21 protein-coding genes are annotated in these 20,318 nt (G+C 67.4%); 19 read left to right on the top strand and 2 right to left on the bottom strand.

Annotated features, from left to right (window positions below; translation table 11 throughout):
• Nucleotides 1–254: 254 nt before the first annotated feature.
• On the top strand, nucleotides 255–1,340 hold the full coding sequence (locus tag ACE3TQ_RS25180) for a diguanylate cyclase (RefSeq protein ID WP_374586200.1): 1,086 nt from the start codon (nucleotides 255–257) through the stop codon (nucleotides 1,338–1,340).
• A gap of 98 nt (nucleotides 1,341–1,438) precedes the next feature.
• Here the strand turns inward: ACE3TQ_RS25180 and ACE3TQ_RS25175 are convergent, their stop codons facing one another.
• A complete protein-coding gene (locus ACE3TQ_RS25175; protein WP_374586198.1) occupies nucleotides 1,439–3,697 on the bottom strand; it encodes a DUF5916 domain-containing protein in 2,259 nt (752 codons plus the stop codon).
• A gap of 85 nt (nucleotides 3,698–3,782) precedes the next feature.
• Here ACE3TQ_RS25175 and ccmA point away from each other — a divergent pair, with 85 nt between their 5' ends.
• The 16 genes from ccmA to ACE3TQ_RS25095 all read left to right on the top strand — a co-directional run bounded on the left by ccmA (nucleotide 3,783) and on the right by ACE3TQ_RS25095 (nucleotide 17,701).
• Nucleotides 3,783–4,403, top strand: coding sequence for a cytochrome c biogenesis heme-transporting ATPase CcmA (gene ccmA, locus ACE3TQ_RS25170; protein WP_374586196.1), 621 nt, complete (start codon nucleotides 3,783–3,785; stop codon nucleotides 4,401–4,403).
• A complete protein-coding gene (ccmB, locus tag ACE3TQ_RS25165) occupies nucleotides 4,397–5,065 on the top strand; it encodes a heme exporter protein CcmB (protein ID WP_374586194.1) in 669 nt (222 codons plus the stop codon). The genes ccmA and ccmB overlap by 7 nt, the downstream gene beginning before the upstream one ends.
• Nucleotides 5,066–5,077: 12 nt before the next feature.
• Nucleotides 5,078–5,848, top strand: a complete 771-nt coding sequence (locus ACE3TQ_RS25160) for a heme ABC transporter permease (RefSeq protein WP_374586192.1) — start codon at nucleotides 5,078–5,080, stop codon at nucleotides 5,846–5,848.
• Nucleotides 5,845–5,988: a heme exporter protein CcmD gene (ccmD, locus tag ACE3TQ_RS25155; protein ID WP_374586190.1), complete on the top strand. Its 144-nt coding sequence runs from the start codon at nucleotides 5,845–5,847 to the stop codon at nucleotides 5,986–5,988. Before ACE3TQ_RS25160 ends, ccmD begins: the two co-directional genes overlap by 4 nt.
• Nucleotides 5,985–6,434, top strand: a complete 450-nt coding sequence (gene ccmE, locus ACE3TQ_RS25150; RefSeq protein WP_374586188.1) for a cytochrome c maturation protein CcmE — start codon at nucleotides 5,985–5,987, stop codon at nucleotides 6,432–6,434. Before ccmD ends, ccmE begins: the two co-directional genes overlap by 4 nt.
• The gene (locus ACE3TQ_RS25145) at nucleotides 6,431–8,449 is read left to right on the top strand and encodes a heme lyase CcmF/NrfE family subunit (protein ID WP_374586186.1); all 2,019 of its coding nucleotides are present in this window, start codon (nucleotides 6,431–6,433) and stop codon (nucleotides 8,447–8,449) included. Before ccmE ends, ACE3TQ_RS25145 begins: the two co-directional genes overlap by 4 nt.
• Nucleotides 8,446–8,973, top strand: coding sequence for a DsbE family thiol:disulfide interchange protein (locus tag ACE3TQ_RS25140; RefSeq protein WP_374586184.1), 528 nt, complete (start codon nucleotides 8,446–8,448; stop codon nucleotides 8,971–8,973). The genes ACE3TQ_RS25145 and ACE3TQ_RS25140 overlap by 4 nt, the downstream gene beginning before the upstream one ends.
• Complete coding sequence (locus ACE3TQ_RS25135) at nucleotides 8,966–9,301, top strand: cytochrome c-type biogenesis protein (RefSeq protein ID WP_374586182.1); 336 nt, start codon at nucleotides 8,966–8,968, stop codon at nucleotides 9,299–9,301. The genes ACE3TQ_RS25140 and ACE3TQ_RS25135 overlap by 8 nt, the downstream gene beginning before the upstream one ends.
• Nucleotides 9,298–10,389, top strand: a complete 1,092-nt coding sequence (locus tag ACE3TQ_RS25130; protein ID WP_374586180.1) for a tetratricopeptide repeat protein — start codon at nucleotides 9,298–9,300, stop codon at nucleotides 10,387–10,389. Before ACE3TQ_RS25135 ends, ACE3TQ_RS25130 begins: the two co-directional genes overlap by 4 nt.
• Nucleotides 10,390–10,442: 53 nt before the next feature.
• Complete coding sequence (gene napE, locus ACE3TQ_RS25125; RefSeq protein ID WP_374586178.1) at nucleotides 10,443–10,604, top strand: periplasmic nitrate reductase, NapE protein; 162 nt, start codon at nucleotides 10,443–10,445, stop codon at nucleotides 10,602–10,604.
• A 2-nt stretch (nucleotides 10,605–10,606) separates the two neighbouring features.
• A complete protein-coding gene (locus tag ACE3TQ_RS25120; RefSeq protein WP_374586176.1) occupies nucleotides 10,607–10,876 on the top strand; it encodes a chaperone NapD in 270 nt (89 codons plus the stop codon).
• A complete protein-coding gene (napA, locus tag ACE3TQ_RS25115) occupies nucleotides 10,873–13,368 on the top strand; it encodes a periplasmic nitrate reductase subunit alpha (RefSeq protein WP_374586174.1) in 2,496 nt (831 codons plus the stop codon). The genes ACE3TQ_RS25120 and napA overlap by 4 nt, the downstream gene beginning before the upstream one ends.
• Before the next feature lie 12 nt (nucleotides 13,369–13,380).
• Nucleotides 13,381–13,857 carry a nitrate reductase cytochrome c-type subunit gene (locus tag ACE3TQ_RS25110; RefSeq protein WP_374586172.1) on the top strand — a complete coding sequence of 159 codons (477 nt, stop codon included), beginning with the start codon at nucleotides 13,381–13,383 and terminating at the stop codon, nucleotides 13,855–13,857.
• A 13-nt stretch (nucleotides 13,858–13,870) separates the two neighbouring features.
• Nucleotides 13,871–14,452: a cytochrome c3 family protein gene (locus tag ACE3TQ_RS25105; RefSeq protein ID WP_374586170.1), complete on the top strand. Its 582-nt coding sequence runs from the start codon at nucleotides 13,871–13,873 to the stop codon at nucleotides 14,450–14,452.
• Nucleotides 14,453–14,549: 97 nt separating this feature from the next.
• Nucleotides 14,550–16,586, top strand: a complete 2,037-nt coding sequence (locus tag ACE3TQ_RS25100; protein ID WP_374586168.1) for a TonB-dependent siderophore receptor — start codon at nucleotides 14,550–14,552, stop codon at nucleotides 16,584–16,586.
• Nucleotides 16,587–16,588: 2 nt separating this feature from the next.
• The gene (locus ACE3TQ_RS25095; protein WP_374586166.1) at nucleotides 16,589–17,701 is read left to right on the top strand and encodes a PepSY-associated TM helix domain-containing protein; all 1,113 of its coding nucleotides are present in this window, start codon (nucleotides 16,589–16,591) and stop codon (nucleotides 17,699–17,701) included.
• Here ACE3TQ_RS25095 and ACE3TQ_RS25090 read toward each other — a convergent pair.
• Nucleotides 17,680–18,618, bottom strand: a complete 939-nt coding sequence (locus ACE3TQ_RS25090; protein WP_374586164.1) for a GlxA family transcriptional regulator — start codon at nucleotides 18,616–18,618, stop codon at nucleotides 17,680–17,682. The two genes, ACE3TQ_RS25095 and ACE3TQ_RS25090, sit on opposite strands and share 22 nt — an antisense overlap.
• 96 nt (nucleotides 18,619–18,714) lie before the next feature.
• On the opposite strand from ACE3TQ_RS25090, the gene ACE3TQ_RS25085 reads away from it, so the two are divergent.
• Nucleotides 18,715–19,335, top strand: coding sequence for a cysteine hydrolase family protein (locus ACE3TQ_RS25085; protein WP_374586163.1), 621 nt, complete (start codon nucleotides 18,715–18,717; stop codon nucleotides 19,333–19,335).
• Nucleotides 19,336–19,447: 112 nt separating this feature from the next.
• Nucleotides 19,448–20,318 (top strand): type VI secretion system Vgr family protein (locus ACE3TQ_RS25080; protein ID WP_374586161.1); only part of this gene is annotated, 871 nt, incomplete at its 3' end.

The following is a 20,318-nucleotide window of genomic DNA, read 5'->3' as shown; positions in this document are numbered from 1 at the left end:
GACATTTATTGCACTGCGTGCAATAAATGTCCGATTGTCAGACCTGACCCCGAATTGCTATACTGCATCAACACTTGCGCCTTATCCCTGCGCACTTTCCTGATCCCGGCCTAGACTTCGCCCACCATTCCAATAAGGAATCGGCTGTGCGCACTATCTCTTTACCTACCCAACTTCTTTCGGCACGCAGTCCTGCGGCGCCGGCGGCCGATAGTTTTCCTGCGGCGCTGGAGGCGAGCTATCAGCAGGACATCGTGCCGGCGAAATTTCGCTCCTTCAGCCAGGCCTCCCTCCTGTGCATGCTGTTGTATGTCTGCTTTGGCGTGCTCGATATCTGGGCCCTGCCGGGCTCCCTTGGCCTGGCCTGGGCGGTGCGCACCGTGGTGCTGCTGGCAACACTGGGCTGCCTGCTGCGCGCCTGGCAGGACCGGCTGTGGTTCGAGCGCCACTACAACGCACTGACCCTGGGCCTGTACGCCCTGTGGGGCGTCGGCGTGGAGGCCATCATCGCCACCTCCGTCCCGGGCGAGGCGGCATGGACCCACTATTACGCCGGCCTGACCCTGGTCACCACCGCCCTCTATACCTGGACCTATGTCACGCCGCTGGCGGCCAGCCTGCTCGGCATGGCGCTCACAGCGTGCTATGCCGTGATTGCCGTCGGCGTGCAGCAGCTGCACCTGCGGCCCGAAAGCAGCGCCCTGGTGGCGATCATGTTCTTTCTGATTAGCACCAACCTGATCGGGATACTGTCGATGCTGGCGCGCGAGAAGTTCTCGCGCCAGGCCTTCCGGCTCAAGCACGTGCTGCGCAAGGACCTGGAGGCGGCCGGCAACGAGCAGCGCCATTCGCAGCACATCTCCGAGCACGACCACCTGACCGGGCTGCCCAACCGCCTGCGTTTCGAGCGCCGCATCCAGGAACTGTGCGCCAACGCCACGCTGGGCGGCAACAGCGTCGGCCTGCTGTTCATCGACCTGGACGGTTTCAAGCCGATCAATGACGAGCATGGCCATGCGGCGGGCGATGCGGTGCTGGTGGAAGTGGCGCGCAGGATGAGCGGCCTGATCCGCAGCGAAGACCTGGTGGCGCGCCTGGGTGGCGATGAATTCGTGATTGCGATCCCGCTCGCCTATTGCAATACGGACCGCCTGCACAGCCTGCGCCTGGCGCTTTCGATGCGGATCGGCCAGCCCATGCACTGGGAAGGTAAATCCTTGCGCGTCACCGCCAGCATCGGCGACGCCTGCTTCCCCGGCGACGGCAGCTCAGTCGCCGAAGTACTGGCCAAGGCCGACCGCGCGATGTACCTCGACAAGCAGCGCAAGACGCGCGGCTAGGAAAAAAATGGGGACGGAAAAAAATGGGGACGTACCCTATTTTCCGCAAAGCGGAAAATGGGGTACGTCCCCATTTTTTTACGTCCCCATTTTTTCTATCAGATACCCCACTGGACTTTGAGCGTTACCCCTTTGCTGGCGCCAGGGAGGGCGCCGTTGGCGTCGGTGGTGGCGCCGAGCGAGACGATGCGGTCGTGGCGGGTGGTGCGTTTGTAGAGCACAGAACGGTGGCGGTAGTGCGCGTCTTCCGGTTCGATCAGCTGCGGCATGCGGTCCTGCCGCTGGGCGGAGGTGTTCTGCACGATCACGCGCAGGGCGTCGCGCGGGGTGGCGTGCAGCGTGCCGACCCAGCGCCAGCCGCTGTCGCTGAAGTCTTGCAACCGCTCGTGCTTGACCCAGGCGCGGTTCCAGCGGTGGTCCGATTCCAGGGCCCAGCCGCCCGGCAGCGGGAAGCGCAGGCTGGCTTCCAGTTCGACGTTGCCGCCTTTGCCCACGGCGTCGGCTTCGGTGTCGAGCTGGCGGCCCAGGGTCAGCTCGCCTTCCAGCTTGACGAAGCGCGATGAGGGCGAACTTTCAATGCCCATGTGCGCTGCGTGCACGCGGTGCAGGCGGCCGCCTTTGTGGGCGCGCTGCTGGTCGAAGCCGGCATTGGCCCAGAAGCGGGTCTGTCGCCCGGCGAACAGCCAGATGCCGGGCCGCACCCAGCGCTCCACCACTTCGTGCGACAGCGTGCGCGTTTCGCGCAGGCCGAGATGCAGCTCGCTTTCGTAAGCTTCCACCGGCCCGAACTTGCGCGCGCCCATGCGCCGGTTCAGTTCCAGGTCGCCTTTGATGATGCCGGCCTGCGGTACGAAGCCGTTGTCGTTGGCGAAGTTGCTGCCGATGACTTCCAGCTGGGCGATGTTGAACCAGTCGTCCGAGCTGTAGTTCAGGCGGCCGTAGCCATAGCCGCTGTTGCGCGCGGCGCTGGCGTGGGCGCGGCCCTCGTCGTCGAACTGGGCGGTGGTGCGCGAGGCCATGGCGGTCCACAGCAACTGGGTATGGCTGCTGCCGTCGGCCGGCAGGCGCCACTGGCCGTCCACGCCAAGCACGGTGTTGCGCCCGCCCTTGCCGTAGTCGCGGTCGGAAAGGAAAGCACCGGCCACCACTTCTTCGCCGTGGCGGCGGGCGCGCAGCAGGGTCGCGGTGCTGTCGCCGGCGTTCACCGCTTCTTCGGTGCCATAGGGCGCGCCGCGCATGACGACGCCGCCGGCGCGGTCGCTCAGGCTCAAGGCAGTGGCGTCGGCGGCGGCGCCGCGCCAGGTGGCGCGCATGCCCCAGCGCGGTTCGGCGATGGTGCGCGAGTAGAACGACGGCAGGCGCATGCCCAGCACGTCGGCGCTCTCCAGGAAGAAGGGGCGCTTTTCCGGCAGGCTTAAGGCGACCTGGCTGGTGCCGTTGCTGGTGGGGGCGTCGATCTCCACCTGCGAGAAGTCGGGGTTGAGGGTGGCGTTGAACACCCAGTCGGCGCGCGGGCGGGCGCTGATGTCGAGGCCGACGCTGGTCTGGCTGCTGCCTTTGCCGTAGTGGTCACGGATGCGGTGCGTGACCTCGGGGCGCAGCTCCCAATAGGGCTTGTCCTGCACTTCGGGCAGGATCTTGCCCACGCCTTCCAGTTCATCCATCTCGGCGATGAAGTGCAGCGATTCCTTCTTCAGCGGAGCGCTCAGGAGCAAGGTGCCGTCGGCATGCGGCACGCTGCGTTCGACGCGCACCAGCCAGGGCTTGCCTTCGCCATAGGGGAAGCGCAGGCCGGACAGCGGCCAGCGGATCTCCATCGAATAGCCATCGGGCAGGTGGTGCACCGCGCTCTCCACCGGATAGTCGGGGCCGACGTCGAGTTCATCCTCGTCGGCGCGGTATATGCCGTCGCTCAGCACGCCCGCCACGTTGACGCGCACGAACTGCGCCGAGCGGCCATGTCCGCTGGGATCGATCCAGACGCCGATGAAGTCCTGGTCGCGGTCTACCTTGTCGCGCCGCGCCAGGGTGCCGTTCAGGGTCGCCGGATCGCGGTTCCAGGCGCGCACGCCGAACACCAGCGCGTCCTGGTCCAGCAGCACCTTGACCGTGGTGCGCAAATGGTCGGGGGCGTCGCGCCCGTCCTCCGGCTGGTACTGGAAGAAGCGCGTGTTGGCGGGCGCCTGTTCCCAGGCCGCGTCGTCCAGGCGGCCATCCAGCGCCAGCGCCATGGGCGCGCGCGCGACATGGGCGGCCAGGCTGCGGCGTTTGGGCTCTTCACTGTCGGCGGCTAAGGCGGGGGAAGGCAGGGCAAGCTGGCACAGGGCCAGCGCGGAGGCAAAATTTCGAGCAAACATGATCTAGATTATAGATTTGCCAATTCGCCCGCGGCAAGCGAATATGGCGATGCTACCATATGACCACTTTCAAGAAAGGGGATAGATGGGATTGTCGTGCCAGCAGCTCACTTGCCGCCGCGGCCGCAGCACCTTGTTTGCGGGCGTTAATTTCAAGCTGCAAGCTGGAGAAGCCCTCTGGGTCCAGGGCCGCAATGGCAGCGGCAAGACGACGCTGCTGCGCATGCTGTGCGGCCTGGCGCGTCCCGACCGCGGCAGCGTCTTCTGGCACGGGCAAGCCATCCTCGCCACGCGGCCCCAATTCCATGCCGAACTGCTGCACATCGGCCATGCGGACGGCTTGAAGCCGGATTTGCTGGCCTGGGAAAACCTGGCGCTGGGCGCCCTGCCCGGCAGCCACTGCACGCGCGCCGAAGCGCAACAGGCGCTGGCGGCGATCGGCCTGGCGGCCGAGGCGCAGCGGCCGGTGCGCCTGCTGTCGCAGGGCCAGCGCAAACGCGTGGCGCTGGCGCGCCTGCTGCTGGCGCCGCAGCGTCCTTTGTGGATCCTCGACGAACCGATCGCCTCGCTCGACCAGGAGGCCGCTGCGCAAGTGGGCGCCATCCTGCAGGCGCATTGCGCGCGCGGCGGCATGCTGGTTCTGACCACGCACCAGGAACCGGCGTTGCCCGGGGTGCGCCGCCTGCAGCTGGGGGCGCCGTGCTGAACGCCGCTGGCCGCCTGCTGCGGCGCGACCTGCTGCTGGCCATGCGCCGCCGCAGCGACGCGCTGATGCCGCTGGCTTTTTTCCTGGTCACGACCTCGCTCTTCCCGCTGGCCATCGGGGCCGATGGCAAACTGCTGCGCAGCGTGGCGCCAGGCATCGTCTGGGTGGCGGCCCTGCTGGCATCGCTGCTTGGCCTGCAGCGCCTGTTCGCCGACGATTATGCCGACGGCTCGCTGGAGCAGCTGCTGCTGTCGGCGCAACCGCTCGAACTGCTGGTGCTGGCCAAGGTGCTGGCGCACTGGCTCACTTCCGGCCTGCCCCTGCTGGTGCTGGCGCCGCTGGTCGCCTTGCAGTATGGCCTGGATGCTGCCTCACTGTCGGTATTGTGCGCGGGACTACTTCTTGGCACACCGGTCCTCAGCCTGTTGGGCAGCATCGGCGCGGCGCTGGCATTGGGCGCGCGCGGTGGAAGTGTGCTCGTTGCACTAATTCTGATGCCCCTGTATATTCCCTTACTAATTCTCGGCAGCTCCGCAGTGGTAGCGGCCGGCGATGGTACCGGCAGTGCGCCCCACCTGATGTTGCTGGGCGCCCTGCTCGCCGCATCGCTGGCCGCCACGCCCTGGGCTGCCGCCGCTGCACTGCGGATTGCGCACGAGTAGGACGGAGATCGCATGATTCGACCGTATTATTCCACCGCAAACGGCGCCCGGCGCCGCTTCTCGGTGTTCACTTTTGCTTCACCGCGCAATTTCTACCACCTGGCCGGGCGCCTGATTCCCTGGTTCACCGCGCTCGGCGTGCTGGCCGGCCTGGCCGGGCTCGCGCTTGGCATGCTGTTCGCGCCGACCGACTTCCAGCAGGGCGACGCTTACCGCATCATCTTCGTGCACGTGCCGGCGGCCTGGATGTCGATGCTGGTCTACCTGGCCATGGCCGGCTGGTCGGCCATCGGCCTGTCCTACCATACCGGCGTGTCCTCCATCATGGCCAGCGCGCTGGCGCCGACCGGCGCCCTGTTCACTTTCCTGGCCCTGTGGACCGGAGCCCTGTGGGGCAAGCCGACCTGGGGCGCCTGGTGGGTGTGGGATGCGCGCCTGACGTCGGAGCTGATCCTGCTGTTCCTTTACCTCGGCTACATGGGCCTGCACGCCTCCATCGCCGACCCGCGCCGCGCCGACCGCGCCGCGGCGGTGCTGGCCATCGTCGGCGCAGTGAATATCCCGATCATCTATTTCTCGGTCTACTGGTGGAACACGCTGCACCAGGGGCCGTCCGTCACGCTCGGCAAGGCGCCCAGCATGGCGCCAGACATGTTCACGGCCATGCTGCTGATGGTGGCGGCATTCTGGTGTTACGCGATTGCGGTGGCGCTGCGGCGCGCGCGTTGCATCGTGCTGGAGCGGCACGGCAATGCGGCCTGGCTGCGCAGGAGGACAAAATGAACTGGAACAGTTTGCAGGACTTCCTGGCCATGGGCGGCTATGCCGGCTATGTCTGGGGCTCTTTCGGCGTGGTGTTCGCCGCCATGGCACTGGAAGTGTGGGCGCTGCGCCTGCGCGAGCGAAAGGTGGAACAGGAATGAAAGCGCGCCATCAACGACTGGCACTGGTCGGCGCCAGCCTGGCCGCCTGCGGCGTGGCTGTGGCGCTGGTGCTGAATGCCTTCAACGACAACCTGGTTTTCTTCTACACGCCTTCGCAGGTGGCGGCCGGCAGCGCGCCGCGCCAGAGCATTTTCCGCATCGGCGGGCTGGTCGAGGAAGGCAGCGTCAAGCGCCTGGCCGACGGCTTGACGGTGAGCTTCGTCATCACCGACAAGGTGCAGAAGGTGCCGGTGCATTACCAGGGCACCCTGCCCGACCTGTTCAAGGAGGGCAAGGGCGCGGTGGCGCAAGGGCGCCTGGGCGAAGGGGCGCTGTTCCTGGCGCAGGAGGTGCTGGCCAAGCACGATGAGAACTATATGCCGGCGGAAGCGGCGCACGCGCTGGAGCAAGGCCGCGCGCCGGCTTCGCTGAAAGGCGCACCATGATCGGCGAGGCGGGGAATTTCGCGCTGGTGCTGGCCCTGCTGCTGGCGGCGGTGCAAGGCACGCTGCCGCTGGCCGGCGCCCAGCGCGGCGATATCCGCTGGATGGCGCTGGCGCGCCCGGCGGCGGCAGGCCAGTTCATGTTCAGCACGCTGGCTTTCGGCTGCCTGTTCTACAGCCTGTACGCCAACGATTTTTCGCTGCGCTATGTGGCGCAGCATTCCAATTCGCTGCTGCCGTGGCAGTACCGCCTGAGCGCGGCCTGGGGCGGCCATGAGGGGTCGCTGCTGCTGTGGACCTGGCTGTTGTCGGCCTGGACCTTCGCCGCCGCCCTCCTGTCGCGGCAGCTGCCGCGCGAGGTGCAGGCGCGCCTGCTGGGCGTGCTGGGCCTGGTGGCGCTCGGCTTCCTGCTGTTCCTGCTGCTCACCTCCAACCCCTTCATGCGTATGATACCGGCGGCGCCGGACGGCAACGACCTGAACCCGCTGCTGCAGGATGCCGGCATGATCGCGCACCCGCCGCTGCTGTATATGGGCTATGTCGGCTTCTCGGTGACGTTCGCCTTCGCCATCGCGGCCCTGCTGGGCGGGCGGCTCGACGCCGCGTGGGCGCGCTGGTCGCGCCCGTGGGCGCTGGCGGCGTGGAGCTTCCTGACGCTGGGTATTGCCATGGGCAGCTTCTGGGCCTATTACGAATTGGGCTGGGGCGGCTGGTGGTTCTGGGACGCGGTGGAGAACGCGTCCTTCATGCCCTGGCTGGTCGGCACGGCGCTGCTGCATTCCCTGGTCGTGACGGAAAAGCGCGGCACCTTCCGCAGCTGGACGGCGCTGCTGGCCATCCTGGCGTTCTCGCTGTCGCTGCTGGGAACCTTCCTGGTGCGTTCGGGCGTGCTGACGTCGGTGCATGCCTTTGCCACCGACCCGCGCCGTGGCGCCTTCATCCTGGCCTACCTGGCGGTGGTGGTGGGCGGCTCGCTGCTGCTGTATGCCTGGCGCGCGCCGCGCCTGCGCCAGCGCACCACGTTCGCGCCGCTGTCGCGCGAATCGCTGCTGCTGCTGCAGAACGTGCTGATGCTGGCGGCCACCGGCACCGTGCTGCTTGGCACGCTGTACCCGCTGCTGCTCGATGCGCTGGGCGCGGGCAAGATCTCGGTCGGTCCGCCGTATTTTGAAAAAGTGTTCGTACCGATGATGCTGCCGGTGCTGCTGCTGGTGGCCGCCGGGCCGTTCGCCGGCTGGCGCCACGGCACGCTGGCGCAGCTGGCACGGCGCCTGCGCTGGCCGGCGGCCCTGGCGCTGGGCGCGGCGGGCGGCCTGGCGCTGCTGCTGCGCAGTTCGCCGATGGTGGCCCTGAGCCTGCTGCTGGCGGCCTGGATCCTGCTCGGCACCGCCGCGCAGTTCCTGCAGCAGCGCGGCAAGCTGGCGCGCCAGCCGCGCGCCTGGTGGGGCATGCTGGCGGCGCACGCCGGGCTGGCGGTGTTCGTCATCGGCGTGACCATGGTCAAGGGGCATGAGCAGGTACAGGACGTGGTGCTGGCGCCCGGCCAGCAGGCCACGCTGGGCGACTACAGCTTTACCTTGCAAAAGCTGGAGGACGTGCGCGGCCCGAACTACACCGCGCTGCGCGCCAGCGTCGCCGTCACGCGTGCCGGTGCCGGCGGCGGCCAGGCCGTTGCCGTGCTGCTGCCGGAACAGCGCCGCTATAAGGTGGCGCAGGACACCATGACCGAGGCCGCCATCGACCGCAGCCTGCTGCGCGACCTGTACGTGTCGCTGGGCGATGCCACCGGCGACGGGCGCTGGCTGCTGCGCATCCAGGTCAAGCCCTTCGTCGGCTGGATCTGGGGCGGCTGCCTGCTGTTCGCGCTGGGCGGTTTCCTGGCTGCGCTGGACCGGCGCTACCGCACGGCGCCCGGCCGGGTAGCGGCGCGGCACGCGGCGGCCGCGCCAACCGCAGCGCTGGACGGCGCGGCCCTGCCGGCGGCTGGCGCGGCACAGCTTGCGCAGGAGGCGCCATGAAACGCTTCATCATCCCCGCGGCCCTGTTCATCGTGCTGCTCGGCTTTCTGGCGGCCGGCCTGCAGCGCAACCCGCGCGAGCTGCCTTCGCCGCTGATCGGCAAGCCGGTGCCGCAGTTCTCGGCGCAGCGCCTGGACGACCCGTCCGGCACGGTCTCGCCAGCCAACCTGAAGGGCAGCGTCTGGGTGCTGAACGTGTGGGCCTCCTGGTGCGAGGGCTGCCGCATCGAGCATAAGGATCTGATGGACCTGTCGCGCGCCGTGCGCGCGCCCGTGATCGGCCTCAATTACAAGGACCAGCGCGACGACGCCCTGCGCTGGCTGCGCGAGCAGGGCAACCCCTACCGCCAGGTCGCGTTCGACCACGACGGCCGCATCGGCATCGATTTCGGCGTGTACGGCGTGCCGGAGACGTTTGTCATCGACCAGCATGGGATCATCCGCATGAAACATATCGGCCCCCTGTCCTCGCCCGACGCGCGCGCGCGCGTGGCACGCATGGTGAAGGAGCTCGCCAATGGCTAAGAACGAAGCAAGCGCCAACGCTGCAACGGCGCTGGAAGCGCGCACCATGGCCCTGGCCGAAGAGCTGCGCTGCCTGGTGTGCCAGAACCAGAGCCTGGCCGACTCGCATGCGCCGCTGGCGCTCGACCTGCGCGCCCAGATCCACCAGCAGCTCGCGCAGGGCCGCAGCGAGCAGCAGGTGGTAGAGTTCATGGTGCAGCGCTACGGCGACTTCGTGCTGTACGAGCCGCCGCTCAACAGCAGCACCGCCCTGCTGTGGTTCGGCCCCGCACTGCTGCTGGCCGCCGGCGTGGCCGCGCTGCGCGGTTTCTGGAGGAAAAAAGCATGAGCACATTCGTCATCGTGATCGCGCTGATGGCCGCCCTGGCGCTGGCCTGCGTGGTCCCGCCGCTGCTGACGCGCAAGGCCGTGGCCGCACGCGAAGCGGCGCCCGCCGCCAGCGTCGGCGCGGCGCCGTCCGTGCTGGTGCGCCAGCAACCGCGCCTGGCGCTGCTGCTGGCCCTGGGCCTGCCGGCCGCCGCCGCCGCCCTCTACCTGCAGGTGGGCCGCCCCGACGTGCTGGCCATGCCGCCCGAATTGCTGCAGGCGGCCGCCACCCCGACCGACCACGGCCCGACCGAAGCGGATATCCCCGCCATGGTGGAAGGCCTGGCGCAACGCCTGCGCAATGAGCCGGACAATATCGAGGGCTGGCATATGCTGGCGCGCTCCTACGCCGCCATGAGCCGCTACGCCGATTCCGCCAAAGCCTACGCCCACCTGGCGCAAAGGCTGCCGCAGGACGCCGGCGTGCTGGCCGACTATGCCGACGCCCTGGGCACGGCGCAGGACGGCAAGCTCGATGGCGAACCGGAGCGCCTGATCGAACGTGCGCTGGCGATCGACCCGCAGCAGCCGAAAGCATTGGCCCTGGCCGGCAGCGCGGCTTTTGCCAAAGGCGATTTCGCGCGCGCCGAGCAGCGCTGGACGGCGGTGCTGGCCCAGATCCCGGGCGATTCCGAATTCGCCAACTCGACCCGCGCCGGCATCGCCGAGGCGCGCGCGCGGCAAGGCTTGCCGGCCGCCGTGGCCGTGCTGTCGGGCACCATCCGCCTGGCGCCGGGCACGCCGGCACCGGCGCCGGGCCAGACCCTGTTCGTCTATGCGCGCGCCGCCGACGGCCCGCCCATGCCGCTGGCGGCCGTGCGGCGCCAGGCCAACGGCCTGCCGCTGGCCTTCGCCCTGGACGACAGCCATGTGCTGGCGGCGGGCACCAGGCTGGCCGACACCCCGAGGCTGGTGGTCGGGGCCCGCCTGTCCGCCAGCGGCAGCGCAACGCCGCAGGCGGGCGACCTGGAAGGCCAGGCCAGCGCCGTCGCCCCCGGCACCAGCGGTATCGTGCTCGAACTGCGGCCGCGCAACACTGCCCCGAAATAGTTGATCTACGTCATTTTTTACCCAGTGTTTGTAACCATACAATGGTGATCAATATGGAAAACAAAGAACCCGCGCCGACCAAGGCGCAAGAACTGAAGGTCTTCCTGTTCATGACTGTGGTGCTGGCGCCGATCCTGGCCGTGGCCACCGTGGGCGGGTACGGCTTCATCGTCTGGATGTACCAGCTGCTGAGCGGCCGTCCGCCGGGAGCATGACGATGGCCGCAGAGATCCACATCGCCGGCGTCATAGTCCACGCCCGGCCCGCCCAGACCGCGGACATCCGCGCCCAGCTGGCACTGCTGCCGCACGCCATCGTGCATGCCGTCGAAGAGGACGGCCGCATGGTGGTCACGCTGGAAGCGGAAAGCGCCCCGCGCACGCTCGACGCCATGGACGCGATCCGCGCCCTGCCCGGCGTCCTGAACGTCGCCCTGGTTTACCAACATGCCGAACCCGCCACCGCAATGGACGAGGAAATGCCATGAAAAACACACGCCGCGAATTCATCACCCAGACTGCCGCCATGACGGCAGCCGCCACCGCCGGCATCAGCCTGCCGGCCGCCGCCTCCAACGTCGTCACCGACGCCGCCCGGACCCAGCTGACCTGGAACAAGGCCCCGTGCCGCTTCTGCGGCGTGGGCTGCGGCGTCAATGTGGGCGTCAAGGATGGCCGCGTAGTCGCCACCCACGGCGACATCAACGCCGAAGTCAATCGCGGCGTGAACTGCGTGAAGGGCTACTTCCTGTCCAAGATCATGTACGGGGCCGACCGCCTGACCCAGCCCCTGATGCGCATGAAAAACGGCAAATACGCCAAGGACGGCGAATTCCAGCCGGTGTCGTGGAACGCCGCCTTCGACGAGATGGCCAAACAGTTCAAGAAGGCGCTCAACGAAAAAGGCCCGGCCGGCGTGGGCATGTTCGGCTCCGGCCAATGGACCATCTGGGAAGGCTATGCCGCCGCCAAGCTGATGAAGGCCGGTTTCCGCTCCAACAACCTGGACCCGAACGCGCGCCACTGCATGGCGTCCGCCGTGGCGGGCTTCATGCGCACCTTCGGCATGGACGAGCCAATGGGCTGCTACGACGATATCGAAGCGGCCGACGCCTTCGTGCTGTGGGGCTCCAACATGGCCGAGATGCACCCGATCCTGTGGACCCGCATCACCGACCGCCGCCTGTCGCACCCGCACGTCAAAGTGGCCGTGCTGTCGACCTATGAGCACCGCAGCTTCGAGCTGGCCGACCAGCCGATCGTGTTCACGCCGCAGACCGACCTGGCGATCCTGAACTACATCGCCAACTACATCATCAAGAACAACCGTGTGAACAAGGACTTCGTCAACAAGCACACGCGTTTCGTGGTCGGCAATACCGACATCGGCTACGGCCTGCGCCCCGACAATCCGCTGCAGAAGGCCGCCACGCACGCCGCCGACGCCGGCGGCAGCAAGCCCAGCACCTTCGAGGAATTCGCCAAGTTCGTCAGCGCCTACGACGTCGACTCGGTGGCGAAGCTGAGCGGCGTGTCGCGCGACCGCCTGGAACGCCTGGCGCAGCTGTATGCCGACCCGAAGACCAAGGTCATGTCCTTCTTCACGATGGGCTTCAACCAGCATACGCGCGGCACCTGGTGCAGCAACCTGCTGTACAACATCCACCTGTTGACGGGCAAGATCTCGGAGCCGGGCAACAGCCCGTTCTCGCTGACCGGCCAGCCGTCGGCCTGCGGCACCGCGCGCGAGGTGGGCACCTTCTCGCACCGCCTGCCGGCCGATATGCTGGTGGCCAATCCCAAGCACCGCGAGATCGCCGAGAAAATCTGGAAGCTGCCGCCCGGCACCATCCCGGACAAGCCGGGCCTGCACGCCGTGGCGCAAAGCCGCGCCCTGAAGGACGGCAAGCTGGGCGCCTACTGGGTCATGTGCAACAACAATATGCAGGCCGGTCCGAACGTGATGGGCGAGATCCTGCCGGGCTTCCGCAACCCGAACGCTTTCGTGGTGGTGTCCGACCCTTACCCGACCGCCAGCACCACGGCGGCCGACCTGATCCTGCCGACCGCCATGTGGGTGGAGAAGGAAGGCGCCTACGGCAACGCCGAGCGCCGCACCCAGTTCTGGCACCAGCTGGTGAGCGCGCCGGGCGAGGCCCGCTCCGACCTGTGGCAGCTGGTGGAATTCTCCAAGCGCTTCAAGATGGAGGAAGTGTGGCCGGCGCCGCTGCTGGCGGCCATGCCGGCCTACAAGGGCAAGACCCTGTACGACGTGTTGTTCCGCAACGGGCAGGTCGACAGGTTCCCGGTGGCGCAGATCGAGGCCGGTTACCAGAACGACGAAGCCAAGGCCTTCGGCTTCTACCTGCAGAAAGGCCTGTTCGAGGAATACGCCGAATTCGGGCGCGGCCACGGCCACGACCTGGCACCATTCGACACCTACCACAAGGAGCGCGGCCTGCGCTGGCCGGTGGTGGACGGCAAGGAGACGCGCTGGCGCTACCGCGAGGGCCTGGACCCTTACGTGAAGAAGGGCGAAGGCGTGCGCTTCTACGGCCACCCGGACGGCAAGGCGGTGATCTTCGCGCTGCCCTACGAGAAACCGGCCGAAGCACCGGACAAGGAATATCCGTTCTGGCTGTCCACCGGCCGCGTGCTGGAGCACTGGCACACCGGCACCATGACGCGCCGCGTGCCCGAGCTGTACCGCGCGGTGCCGAATGCGGTCTGCTTCATGCATCCGGAAGACGCCAAGGCGCTCGGCGCCCGGCGCGGCGACCTGGTCGAAGTCAAGTCGCGGCGCGGCGCCATCCAGAGCCGGGTCGAGACGCGCGGGCGTAACCGGCCGCCGCGCGGGCTGGTCTTCATCCCGTTCTTCGACGCCAGCCAGCTGATTAACAAGGTGACGCTGGACGCCACCTGCCCCATCTCCTTGCAGACCGACTTCAAGAAGTGCGCCGTCAGCATCCGCAAGGTATAGGAGGAACCGACCATGAAAAAATTCGCCCTGATTCTCGCCCTGCTGCTGCCGCTGTCCGTCTTCGCCCAAGGGCAGGCGGCGCCGCGCGCGCTGGACAATATGCGCGGCCCGACGCCGCTGGCGGACACCACCAAGCCGCCGGCGCTGGTCAACCCGGACAACAGCGACGTGAAGCGGCAGCGCAACTACGCCATGCAGCCGCCGATCATCCCGCACAAGATCGAGAACTACCAGATCGACAAGAGTGCGAACCGCTGCATGATGTGCCACGCCCGCACCCGCACCCAGGAAAGCCAGGCGCCGATGATCAGCGTCACGCACTTCCAGAACCGGGACGGCAACTTCCTGGCCGAGCTGTCGCCGCGCCGCTACTTCTGCCTGCAATGCCACGTGCCGCAAGCGAACCTGGAACCCTTGGTGACCAACCAGTTCAAGGACGTGGACACCATGCTGAATGCCGCGCCAGCCGCGCCGGCCAAGAAAAAATAAGCCGGGAGCCGCCATGCTAAAACTCATCAAATCGTACTGGGGAACGCTGCGCCGGCCGGCCGTGCACCTGAGCCTTGGCTTCCTGGTGATCGGCTCCTTCGTGGCGGGCGTGGTGTTCTGGGGCGGCTTCAACACCGCCATGGAAGCCACCAACACCGAAAAGTTCTGCACCGGCTGCCATGAAATGCGCGACAACGTCTACCCCGAGCTGCAGCGCACCATCCACTTCTCCAACCGCAGCGGCGTGCGCGCGAAATGTTCCGACTGCCACGTGCCGCACGAGTGGACCAGCAAGATCGCGCGCAAGATGCAGGCGTCCAAAGAAGTATGGGGCAAGGTGTTCGGCACCATCGATACGCGCGAGAAGTTCGAGGCGCACCGCCTGCAGCTGGCCAACAACGAATGGCGCCGGCTGAAAGCCAACAACTCGCTCGAATGCCGCAACTGCCACCAGTTCGAGTCGATGGACTTCACGCGCCAGAGCAAGCGCGCGGTGGATGCCCACTCGACCCAGCTGGCCAGCGGCGAGAAGACCTGTATCGACTGCCACAAGGGCATTGCGCATACGCTGCCTGATATGCACGGGGTGAAGTAGATTTAATTGCAATACTGGCTTATCATTCCGCCTCCCCGGAAAAGATAGCCAGCCTTACTGCCAGCCTTCACCAGTTTATTCAGCGAAGGAAAGCAGTATGCATTTGAAGCCCATCCCGTTTGCGCTGGCAGTATTGGCGCTTGTCCCAGCCGCCGCGTCCGCCCAGGACGCGGTGCTGCCGTCCGTATCCGTCGTCGCCCAGCGCGCGCCGGCGGCACAATCCAACCGCCTCGGCGCCACCCTGGCCGAGACGCCGCAAGCAGGCACCATCGTCGATGCCGCCCTGATCCGCGAACAGGAAGCGCGCAACCTCGACCAGGTGCTGTCCAACGTGCCGGGCGTGGTCTCCGGCGCCGCCAGCCAGACCTACCAGAACTTCTTCATGCGCGGCTTCATGGTGGACAACGTCAACAACTACCTGCGCGACGGCATGCGCTTCGACCGCCAGCAGGAAGTGTCGCTGCAAAACATCGAACAGGTGGAAGTGCTGCGCGGCCCGGGTTCGCTGCAATACGGCAAACTCGCGCCGGGCGGCCTGGTCAACCTGGTGACCAAGAAGCCGCAGGCCACTTCGCGCGTGGAAGTCAGCGCCCTGGCCGACCGCTGGGGCCAGCTGGAAGCGGCGGTGGACGCCACCGGCGCCATCGACAGCGGCAAGAAGGTGCTGTTCCGCTTCAATGCGGAAGCCAAGCGCATTGAGAGCTTCCGCGACCATGTGGACGGCGATTCGCGCCTGTTCGCACCGGCCCTGGCCTTCATCCTGTCGCCCGCCACCACGCTGGACCTGAATTACGAGTACACGCGCATCGACGTGGTGCCCGACAGCGGCCTGCCCGCGGTGGACGGCAAGACCATCGGCAGCGCCACCCGGCTCGACCCGCGCGCTTTCTACGGCGAGACGGACGCCAACTGGTACAGCCGCAGCAAGCTGCTGGCGGCGCACCTGCGCCATGACCTGGACGGCGACTGGCAATTGCGCGCCGACTTCCTGGTGGGCCAGCTGGAGCGCGCCGTCTACCAGGTCGACAGCTGGGGCCTGGCTATCGACCCGCAGCGCGGCAAGGAGATCGTCACCCGCACCTCCCTGCCCTACTTCCTCGACCAGACCTCGACCACGGTGCGCCTGGAAGCGGCCGGCAAGCTGCAGACCGGCCCGGTGCAGCACAAGCTGCTGGCCGGCGTGGACCGCCTGTCGCGCATCATCCGCAACTGGGACGGCGAGCGCGCCGATATCGCGCCGGTCGACCTGTACCAGCCAGCCCTGCGCGGCAAGACCTTCTTCGACACGCGCGTGCTGAGTCCGGACAGCGGCGACACCCGCGCACACGGCATCTACCTGCAGGACCAGATGCAGTTCGGCGCCTGGAGCATACTGGCCGGCCTGCGCCACGACCGGCTGGAAGACGCGCGCGGCGATTATTCGCAGCGCAAATCGCACACCAGCCCGAGCGCCGCGGCGATGTACGCGTTCAGCCCCGCGCTCTCCATCTACGGCAGCTACAGCGAATCGTTCGAGGCAAACGTTGGCCGCAGCTTCAGCGGCCAGGTGTTCGAACCGGCGCAGGGCGAGCAGTTCGAACTGGGTGCCAAGGGTGAACTGGCAGCAGGCCTGTCCTGGGCCGCCGCCCTGTTCGACCTGCGCAAGACGAACATCACCACGCGCGATATCGACCATCCGGGATTCAGCGTGCAGACCGGCGAGCAGCGCGCCAAAGGCATTGAGCTGGAGCTGTCCGGCCGCGTGTCGCCGCAGCTGAAACTGGCCGCCGCCGCCAGCTTCCTGCGCGCCAAAATCAGCAGCGACAACCTGTTCAAGGTGGGCAACCGCCTGCGCAATTCGCCGACCCGCAGCGCGCGCGTATGGGGCGACTACAGCTTCGGCCCCGGCCTGGCGGCTTCGCTCGGCATGACCTATGTGGGCGAGCGCTACGCCGACCTGCGCAACAACTACCATGTGCCGTCTTCGCTGGTGTGGGACGCGGGCCTGCGCTACAACGTCAGCCGCAACGGCAGCCTGCAGGCCTCCCTGCGCAACGTGGGCAACCGCCGCTACGTGGAGGACGCGCAGGACCTTGACCTGGTGACGCCGGGCGCGCCGCGCACCTTCTCCCTGCGCTACCGTAACACCTTCTGAAAATGAAGGGGCCGCGCCGCCTGCTGGTGCTGCTGCACCGCTATATTGGCCTGTTCCTGGGCGCCTTCCTGCTGCTGGAGGCGCTGACCGGCTGCGCCATTGTCTTCGAGGAGGAGCTGGATGCCCTGCTCCATCCGCAGCTGCATCCGGCACGCCAGCAGGCGCCGGCCGCAGCACTGGACACGGTTGTGCGGCAGGCGCAGGACGCGGTCGGTCCGGACTGGCAACTGCTGGCGGTGCGCTATCCGGCGCCCGCCGGCGCCGCCTACATCCTGCTCTTCCGCAGCACCCCGGCGCCCGGCCAGGCAGCCACCTTGCGCCAGGTGTTCGTCGACATGCACGCGGCCAGGGTGCTGGGCCAGCGCGGGCTGGACGAGACTGTGCTGCAGGTGCTGAAAAGGCTGCACGCCGACCTTTACCTGGGCGAACCGGGCGTGCTGATCCTGCTGGCGGCCACCATTGGCTGCCTGCTGCTGGCGGTATCGGGACCGATCCTGTGGCAGCCGAAGGGCTGGCATCCGGCAGGCTGGTTCCGCATCAACTGGGGCGCCAACCCGCTGCGGCGCTACCTCGACCTGCACAAGGTGGCCGGTTTCTGGCTGCTGCCACTGGTCGCCGCCACCTCCTTCACTGGCATTTACATGCTCAAGCCATCCTTCATGGAAGCTGCAGTTGGGAAGGCATTCCCGCTCCAGGCCTGGCGCGCGCCGCCGGTCGCTGCGGGCACGGGCGGCCTCACGCCCGGCCAGGCGGCGGCGCTGGCGGCGGCACATCGCCCGGGCGACCGGCTGGCCAATGTGCGCCCGCCGCCAGGCCCCGGCAAGCCTTATGTGGTGGAACTGATGGCACCCGGCGAGATGAACGACGGCCGCAGCGGGGCCATCGAACTGCTGCTCGACCCGGCCAGCGGCAAGATCCTGCATGAAAGCTCGCCCGCCGGTTATTCAACCGGCGACCACATCATGCGCTGGCAGTACCCTTTGCATAACGGGCATGCGTTCGGGCTGGCCGGGCGACTCCTGGTCTTCATCGGCGGGGCCTGCCTGGCCATGCTGTTCCTGACCAGTTTTTACATCTGGTACCGGAAACGCGCTCACAAGAACAGGCGCCGGTAAGCGCTGGGCGTTTGCTGGAAGGCGGCACGGAAGTGCTGCCGCAGTGAGATCGCCGTGCCGAACCCCGCCTGCTGGGCGACGACCTCGATCGGAGCATCGCTCTTTTCCAATAGACGCTGGGCGTGCGCCAGGCGCTGGTTCAGCAGCCATTGCTTGAACGAGGTGCCGGTGGCCTGCCGGAAGTGGCGCGTGAAATTGCGCCGGCTCATGGCGGCGCGCTGCGCCAGCGCATCCAGGCTGTGCTCTTCGGCCAGCCGGTGCTGCACCCATGCCAATACCGCCGACAGGCGGCAATCGCTGCCCGACACCGGCAGCGGGCGTTCGATGAACTGCGCCTGCCCGCCCTCCCGGTGCGGCGCCACCAGCAGGCGGCGCGCCACCATATTGGCGTAATCGGCCCCGGCCAGCTTGCGCAGCAGGTAAAGCGAGCAATCCAGGCTGGCCGCCGCGCCGGCGGACGTCAGGACGTCGCCCTCATCCACATACAGCACCTCCTCGTCGACCCTCACTTGCGGGCAGCGCGCCGCCAACTGCGCCGCGAAGGCCCAATGCGTGGTGACGGTGCGGCCATCGAGCAAGCCCGCCTCGGCCACCGGGAAGGCGCCCAGGCACAGGCCGACAATCATGGCGCCCTGGGCGTGCGCGCGCCGCAAGGCCTGCAGCAAGGCCGGCGGCGAGGGGCGGCAGTCGTCGTGCCAGGTCGGTATGATGACGATATCGGCCCCGGCCAGCGCGCGCAGGCTTTTGCGGGCGGCGATGTCGAAACCCGCCGTGGTGCGCATCGGCCCGCGCTCGGCGGCGCAGACCGTGACGTCGAACATGGTGTCGGCGTGCGGGCCGCCAAATACCAGGCATGGCACCGACAGGTGGAAAGGAGTAATGCCGTCGAAGGCAATGATGGCCACTTTTTTGCGCATGGCCCGATTATATCGAATATCGTCCCTCGGGCCACTGTCGCGCCGGACGGCGCGGCCGCAGAATGGCGTCCATCAACCACCACAAAGGAGCACACCATGCCACGCCGCGCACTGATTGTCATCGACGTCCAGAACGAATACTTCACCGGCAAGCTGCCGATCGAATACCCGCCTACCGCGCAGTCGCTGCCGAACATCGTGCAGGCCATGAAGACGGCACGCGAGAGCGGCGTACCGGTGGTCGTGGTGCAGCACGACACGCCCGCCGAGGCGCCGGTGTTTGCCGTCGGCTCCGACGGCTGGCAGTTGCACCCGCAAGTCGCGGCGCTGGGCGCCGACCTGCACATCAATAAAAAGCTGGCCAGCAGCTTCACCGGGACCGGCCTGGCGCAGTGGCTGAAGGAAAACGCCATCGATACCGTGACGATCGCTGGCTACATGACGCACAACTGCAATGCCTCCACCATCCTGGAGGCCTGGCATCTGGGTCTGGCGGTGGAAGTGCTGTCGGACGCCACCGGCTCCCTGCCCTATGAGAACGCGGCCGGCCGCGCCTCGGCGGAAGAGATCCACTGCGCCTTCAGCGTGGTGTTCCACTCCAACTTCGCCGCCGTTGCGACCACCCGTGAATGGGCGGACGCCGTCAGCGCCGGCCGTGTGCTGGAAAAGGACAATATCCTCTCGTCCAATCTCCGCGCACGAGTGGCGGGTAGGTAGATAGCGAACTGCTAGTTTGTGTGAAAGGGTGCGCACGATTGAAATCACTATTGCCGAGAAACTATTTCTAGGCTGTAATGTCGATCCGTATGATTATCGAAAAAACAATCACATGCTGGATCGCCTCACCCAAGACACGCGCCTGCTGCGCCTGACGACTTGCGCGCCCCTGATAGTGGAGTGCGTGCGCGGTGAAGAAGCAATTGGCAAACCGTTCGTTTTCGACATCAGCACACTCTCCACCGACGCCGCCATTCCGCTCAAATCGCTGATCGGCCAGCCCGCCCTGCTGGAGCTGGTGACGGCCGCCGGGCCGCAGGCACTGCGCCCCTTCCACGGCCACATCACGGCCATCGAGCTGAATGCATCGAATGGTGGATTTGCGCGCTACAGCGTGCGGGTCGAGCCCTGGACCGCCTTCCTCGCGCACAACCGCGACAGCCGCGTATTCCAGGACATGTCGGTCTGCGACATCCTCGACGCGGTGCTGGGCAGCTGGCAAGGCCAGGGCGCCCTGGTGCCCGAATGGCGCTTCGATCTGGCCGACCGCGCCGCCTACCCCAAGCGCAGCCTGTGCACGCAATACCAGGAAAGCGACTGGGCCTTTGCCGAGCGCCTGATGGCCGAAGAAGGCCTGTTCTACTACTACGAGCACCGCGACGACGGCCACGTGCTGGTGATCGCCGACCATAACGGCGCCTTCCAGCCCAACACCCAGGCCAGCGTACGCTTCACCCAGCCCGGCGCAGTGATGCGCGAAGACAGCATGGACCGCTGGCGCCAGCAAGCCAGCCTGCTGACCGGCGAAGTGGCGCTGCAAAGCTGGGACTACCGCACCCTGGGCCAGCGCCCCGCCAGCGCCGGCGGCGCCGAAGACAAAGGCCTGGCCCTCACCGCGCGCGACGTACCCGGCGCCTACGCCTACGCGAGCCGCGAACACGGCCAGCGCCTGGCCGAGCGCCGCCTGCAGGCGCTCGACGTGG

The sequence above is a fragment of the Pseudoduganella sp. genome (assembly GCF_041914865.1).
Taxonomy (GTDB): Bacteria; Pseudomonadota; Gammaproteobacteria; order Burkholderiales; family Burkholderiaceae_D; genus Rugamonas.
The sequence above is the reverse complement of the archived record's forward strand: the minus strand, read 5'-3'. Positions and strand labels throughout refer to the sequence as shown.

Excerpts from the sequence above, each read along its gene's own strand:
- napE (WP_374586178.1), top strand. The coding sequence starts at position 10,443 with ATGGAAAACAAAGAACCCGCGCCGACCAAGGCGCAAGAACTGAAGGTC.
- ACE3TQ_RS25135 (WP_374586182.1), top strand. The coding sequence starts at position 8,966 with ATGGCTAAGAACGAAGCAAGCGCCAACGCTGCAACGGCGCTGGAAGCG.
- ACE3TQ_RS25175 (WP_374586198.1), bottom strand. The coding sequence starts at position 3,697 with ATGTTTGCTCGAAATTTTGCCTCCGCGCTGGCCCTGTGCCAGCTTGCC.
- ACE3TQ_RS25100 (WP_374586168.1), top strand. The coding sequence starts at position 14,550 with ATGCATTTGAAGCCCATCCCGTTTGCGCTGGCAGTATTGGCGCTTGTC.
- ACE3TQ_RS25105 (WP_374586170.1), top strand. The coding sequence starts at position 13,871 with ATGCTAAAACTCATCAAATCGTACTGGGGAACGCTGCGCCGGCCGGCC.
- ccmD (WP_374586190.1), top strand. The coding sequence starts at position 5,845 with ATGAACTGGAACAGTTTGCAGGACTTCCTGGCCATGGGCGGCTATGCC.
- ACE3TQ_RS25140 (WP_374586184.1), top strand. The coding sequence starts at position 8,446 with ATGAAACGCTTCATCATCCCCGCGGCCCTGTTCATCGTGCTGCTCGGC.
- ACE3TQ_RS25130 (WP_374586180.1), top strand. The coding sequence starts at position 9,298 with ATGAGCACATTCGTCATCGTGATCGCGCTGATGGCCGCCCTGGCGCTG.
- ACE3TQ_RS25110 (WP_374586172.1), top strand. The coding sequence starts at position 13,381 with ATGAAAAAATTCGCCCTGATTCTCGCCCTGCTGCTGCCGCTGTCCGTC.
- ACE3TQ_RS25095 (WP_374586166.1), top strand. The coding sequence starts at position 16,589 with ATGAAGGGGCCGCGCCGCCTGCTGGTGCTGCTGCACCGCTATATTGGC.
- napA (WP_374586174.1), top strand. The coding sequence starts at position 10,873 with ATGAAAAACACACGCCGCGAATTCATCACCCAGACTGCCGCCATGACG.
- ccmA (WP_374586196.1), top strand. The coding sequence starts at position 3,783 with ATGGGATTGTCGTGCCAGCAGCTCACTTGCCGCCGCGGCCGCAGCACC.
- ACE3TQ_RS25090 (WP_374586164.1), bottom strand. The coding sequence starts at position 18,618 with ATGCGCAAAAAAGTGGCCATCATTGCCTTCGACGGCATTACTCCTTTC.
- ACE3TQ_RS25145 (WP_374586186.1), top strand. The coding sequence starts at position 6,431 with ATGATCGGCGAGGCGGGGAATTTCGCGCTGGTGCTGGCCCTGCTGCTG.
- ccmE (WP_374586188.1), top strand. The coding sequence starts at position 5,985 with ATGAAAGCGCGCCATCAACGACTGGCACTGGTCGGCGCCAGCCTGGCC.
- ACE3TQ_RS25120 (WP_374586176.1), top strand. The coding sequence starts at position 10,607 with ATGGCCGCAGAGATCCACATCGCCGGCGTCATAGTCCACGCCCGGCCC.
- ACE3TQ_RS25085 (WP_374586163.1), top strand. The coding sequence starts at position 18,715 with ATGCCACGCCGCGCACTGATTGTCATCGACGTCCAGAACGAATACTTC.
- ACE3TQ_RS25160 (WP_374586192.1), top strand. The coding sequence starts at position 5,078 with ATGATTCGACCGTATTATTCCACCGCAAACGGCGCCCGGCGCCGCTTC.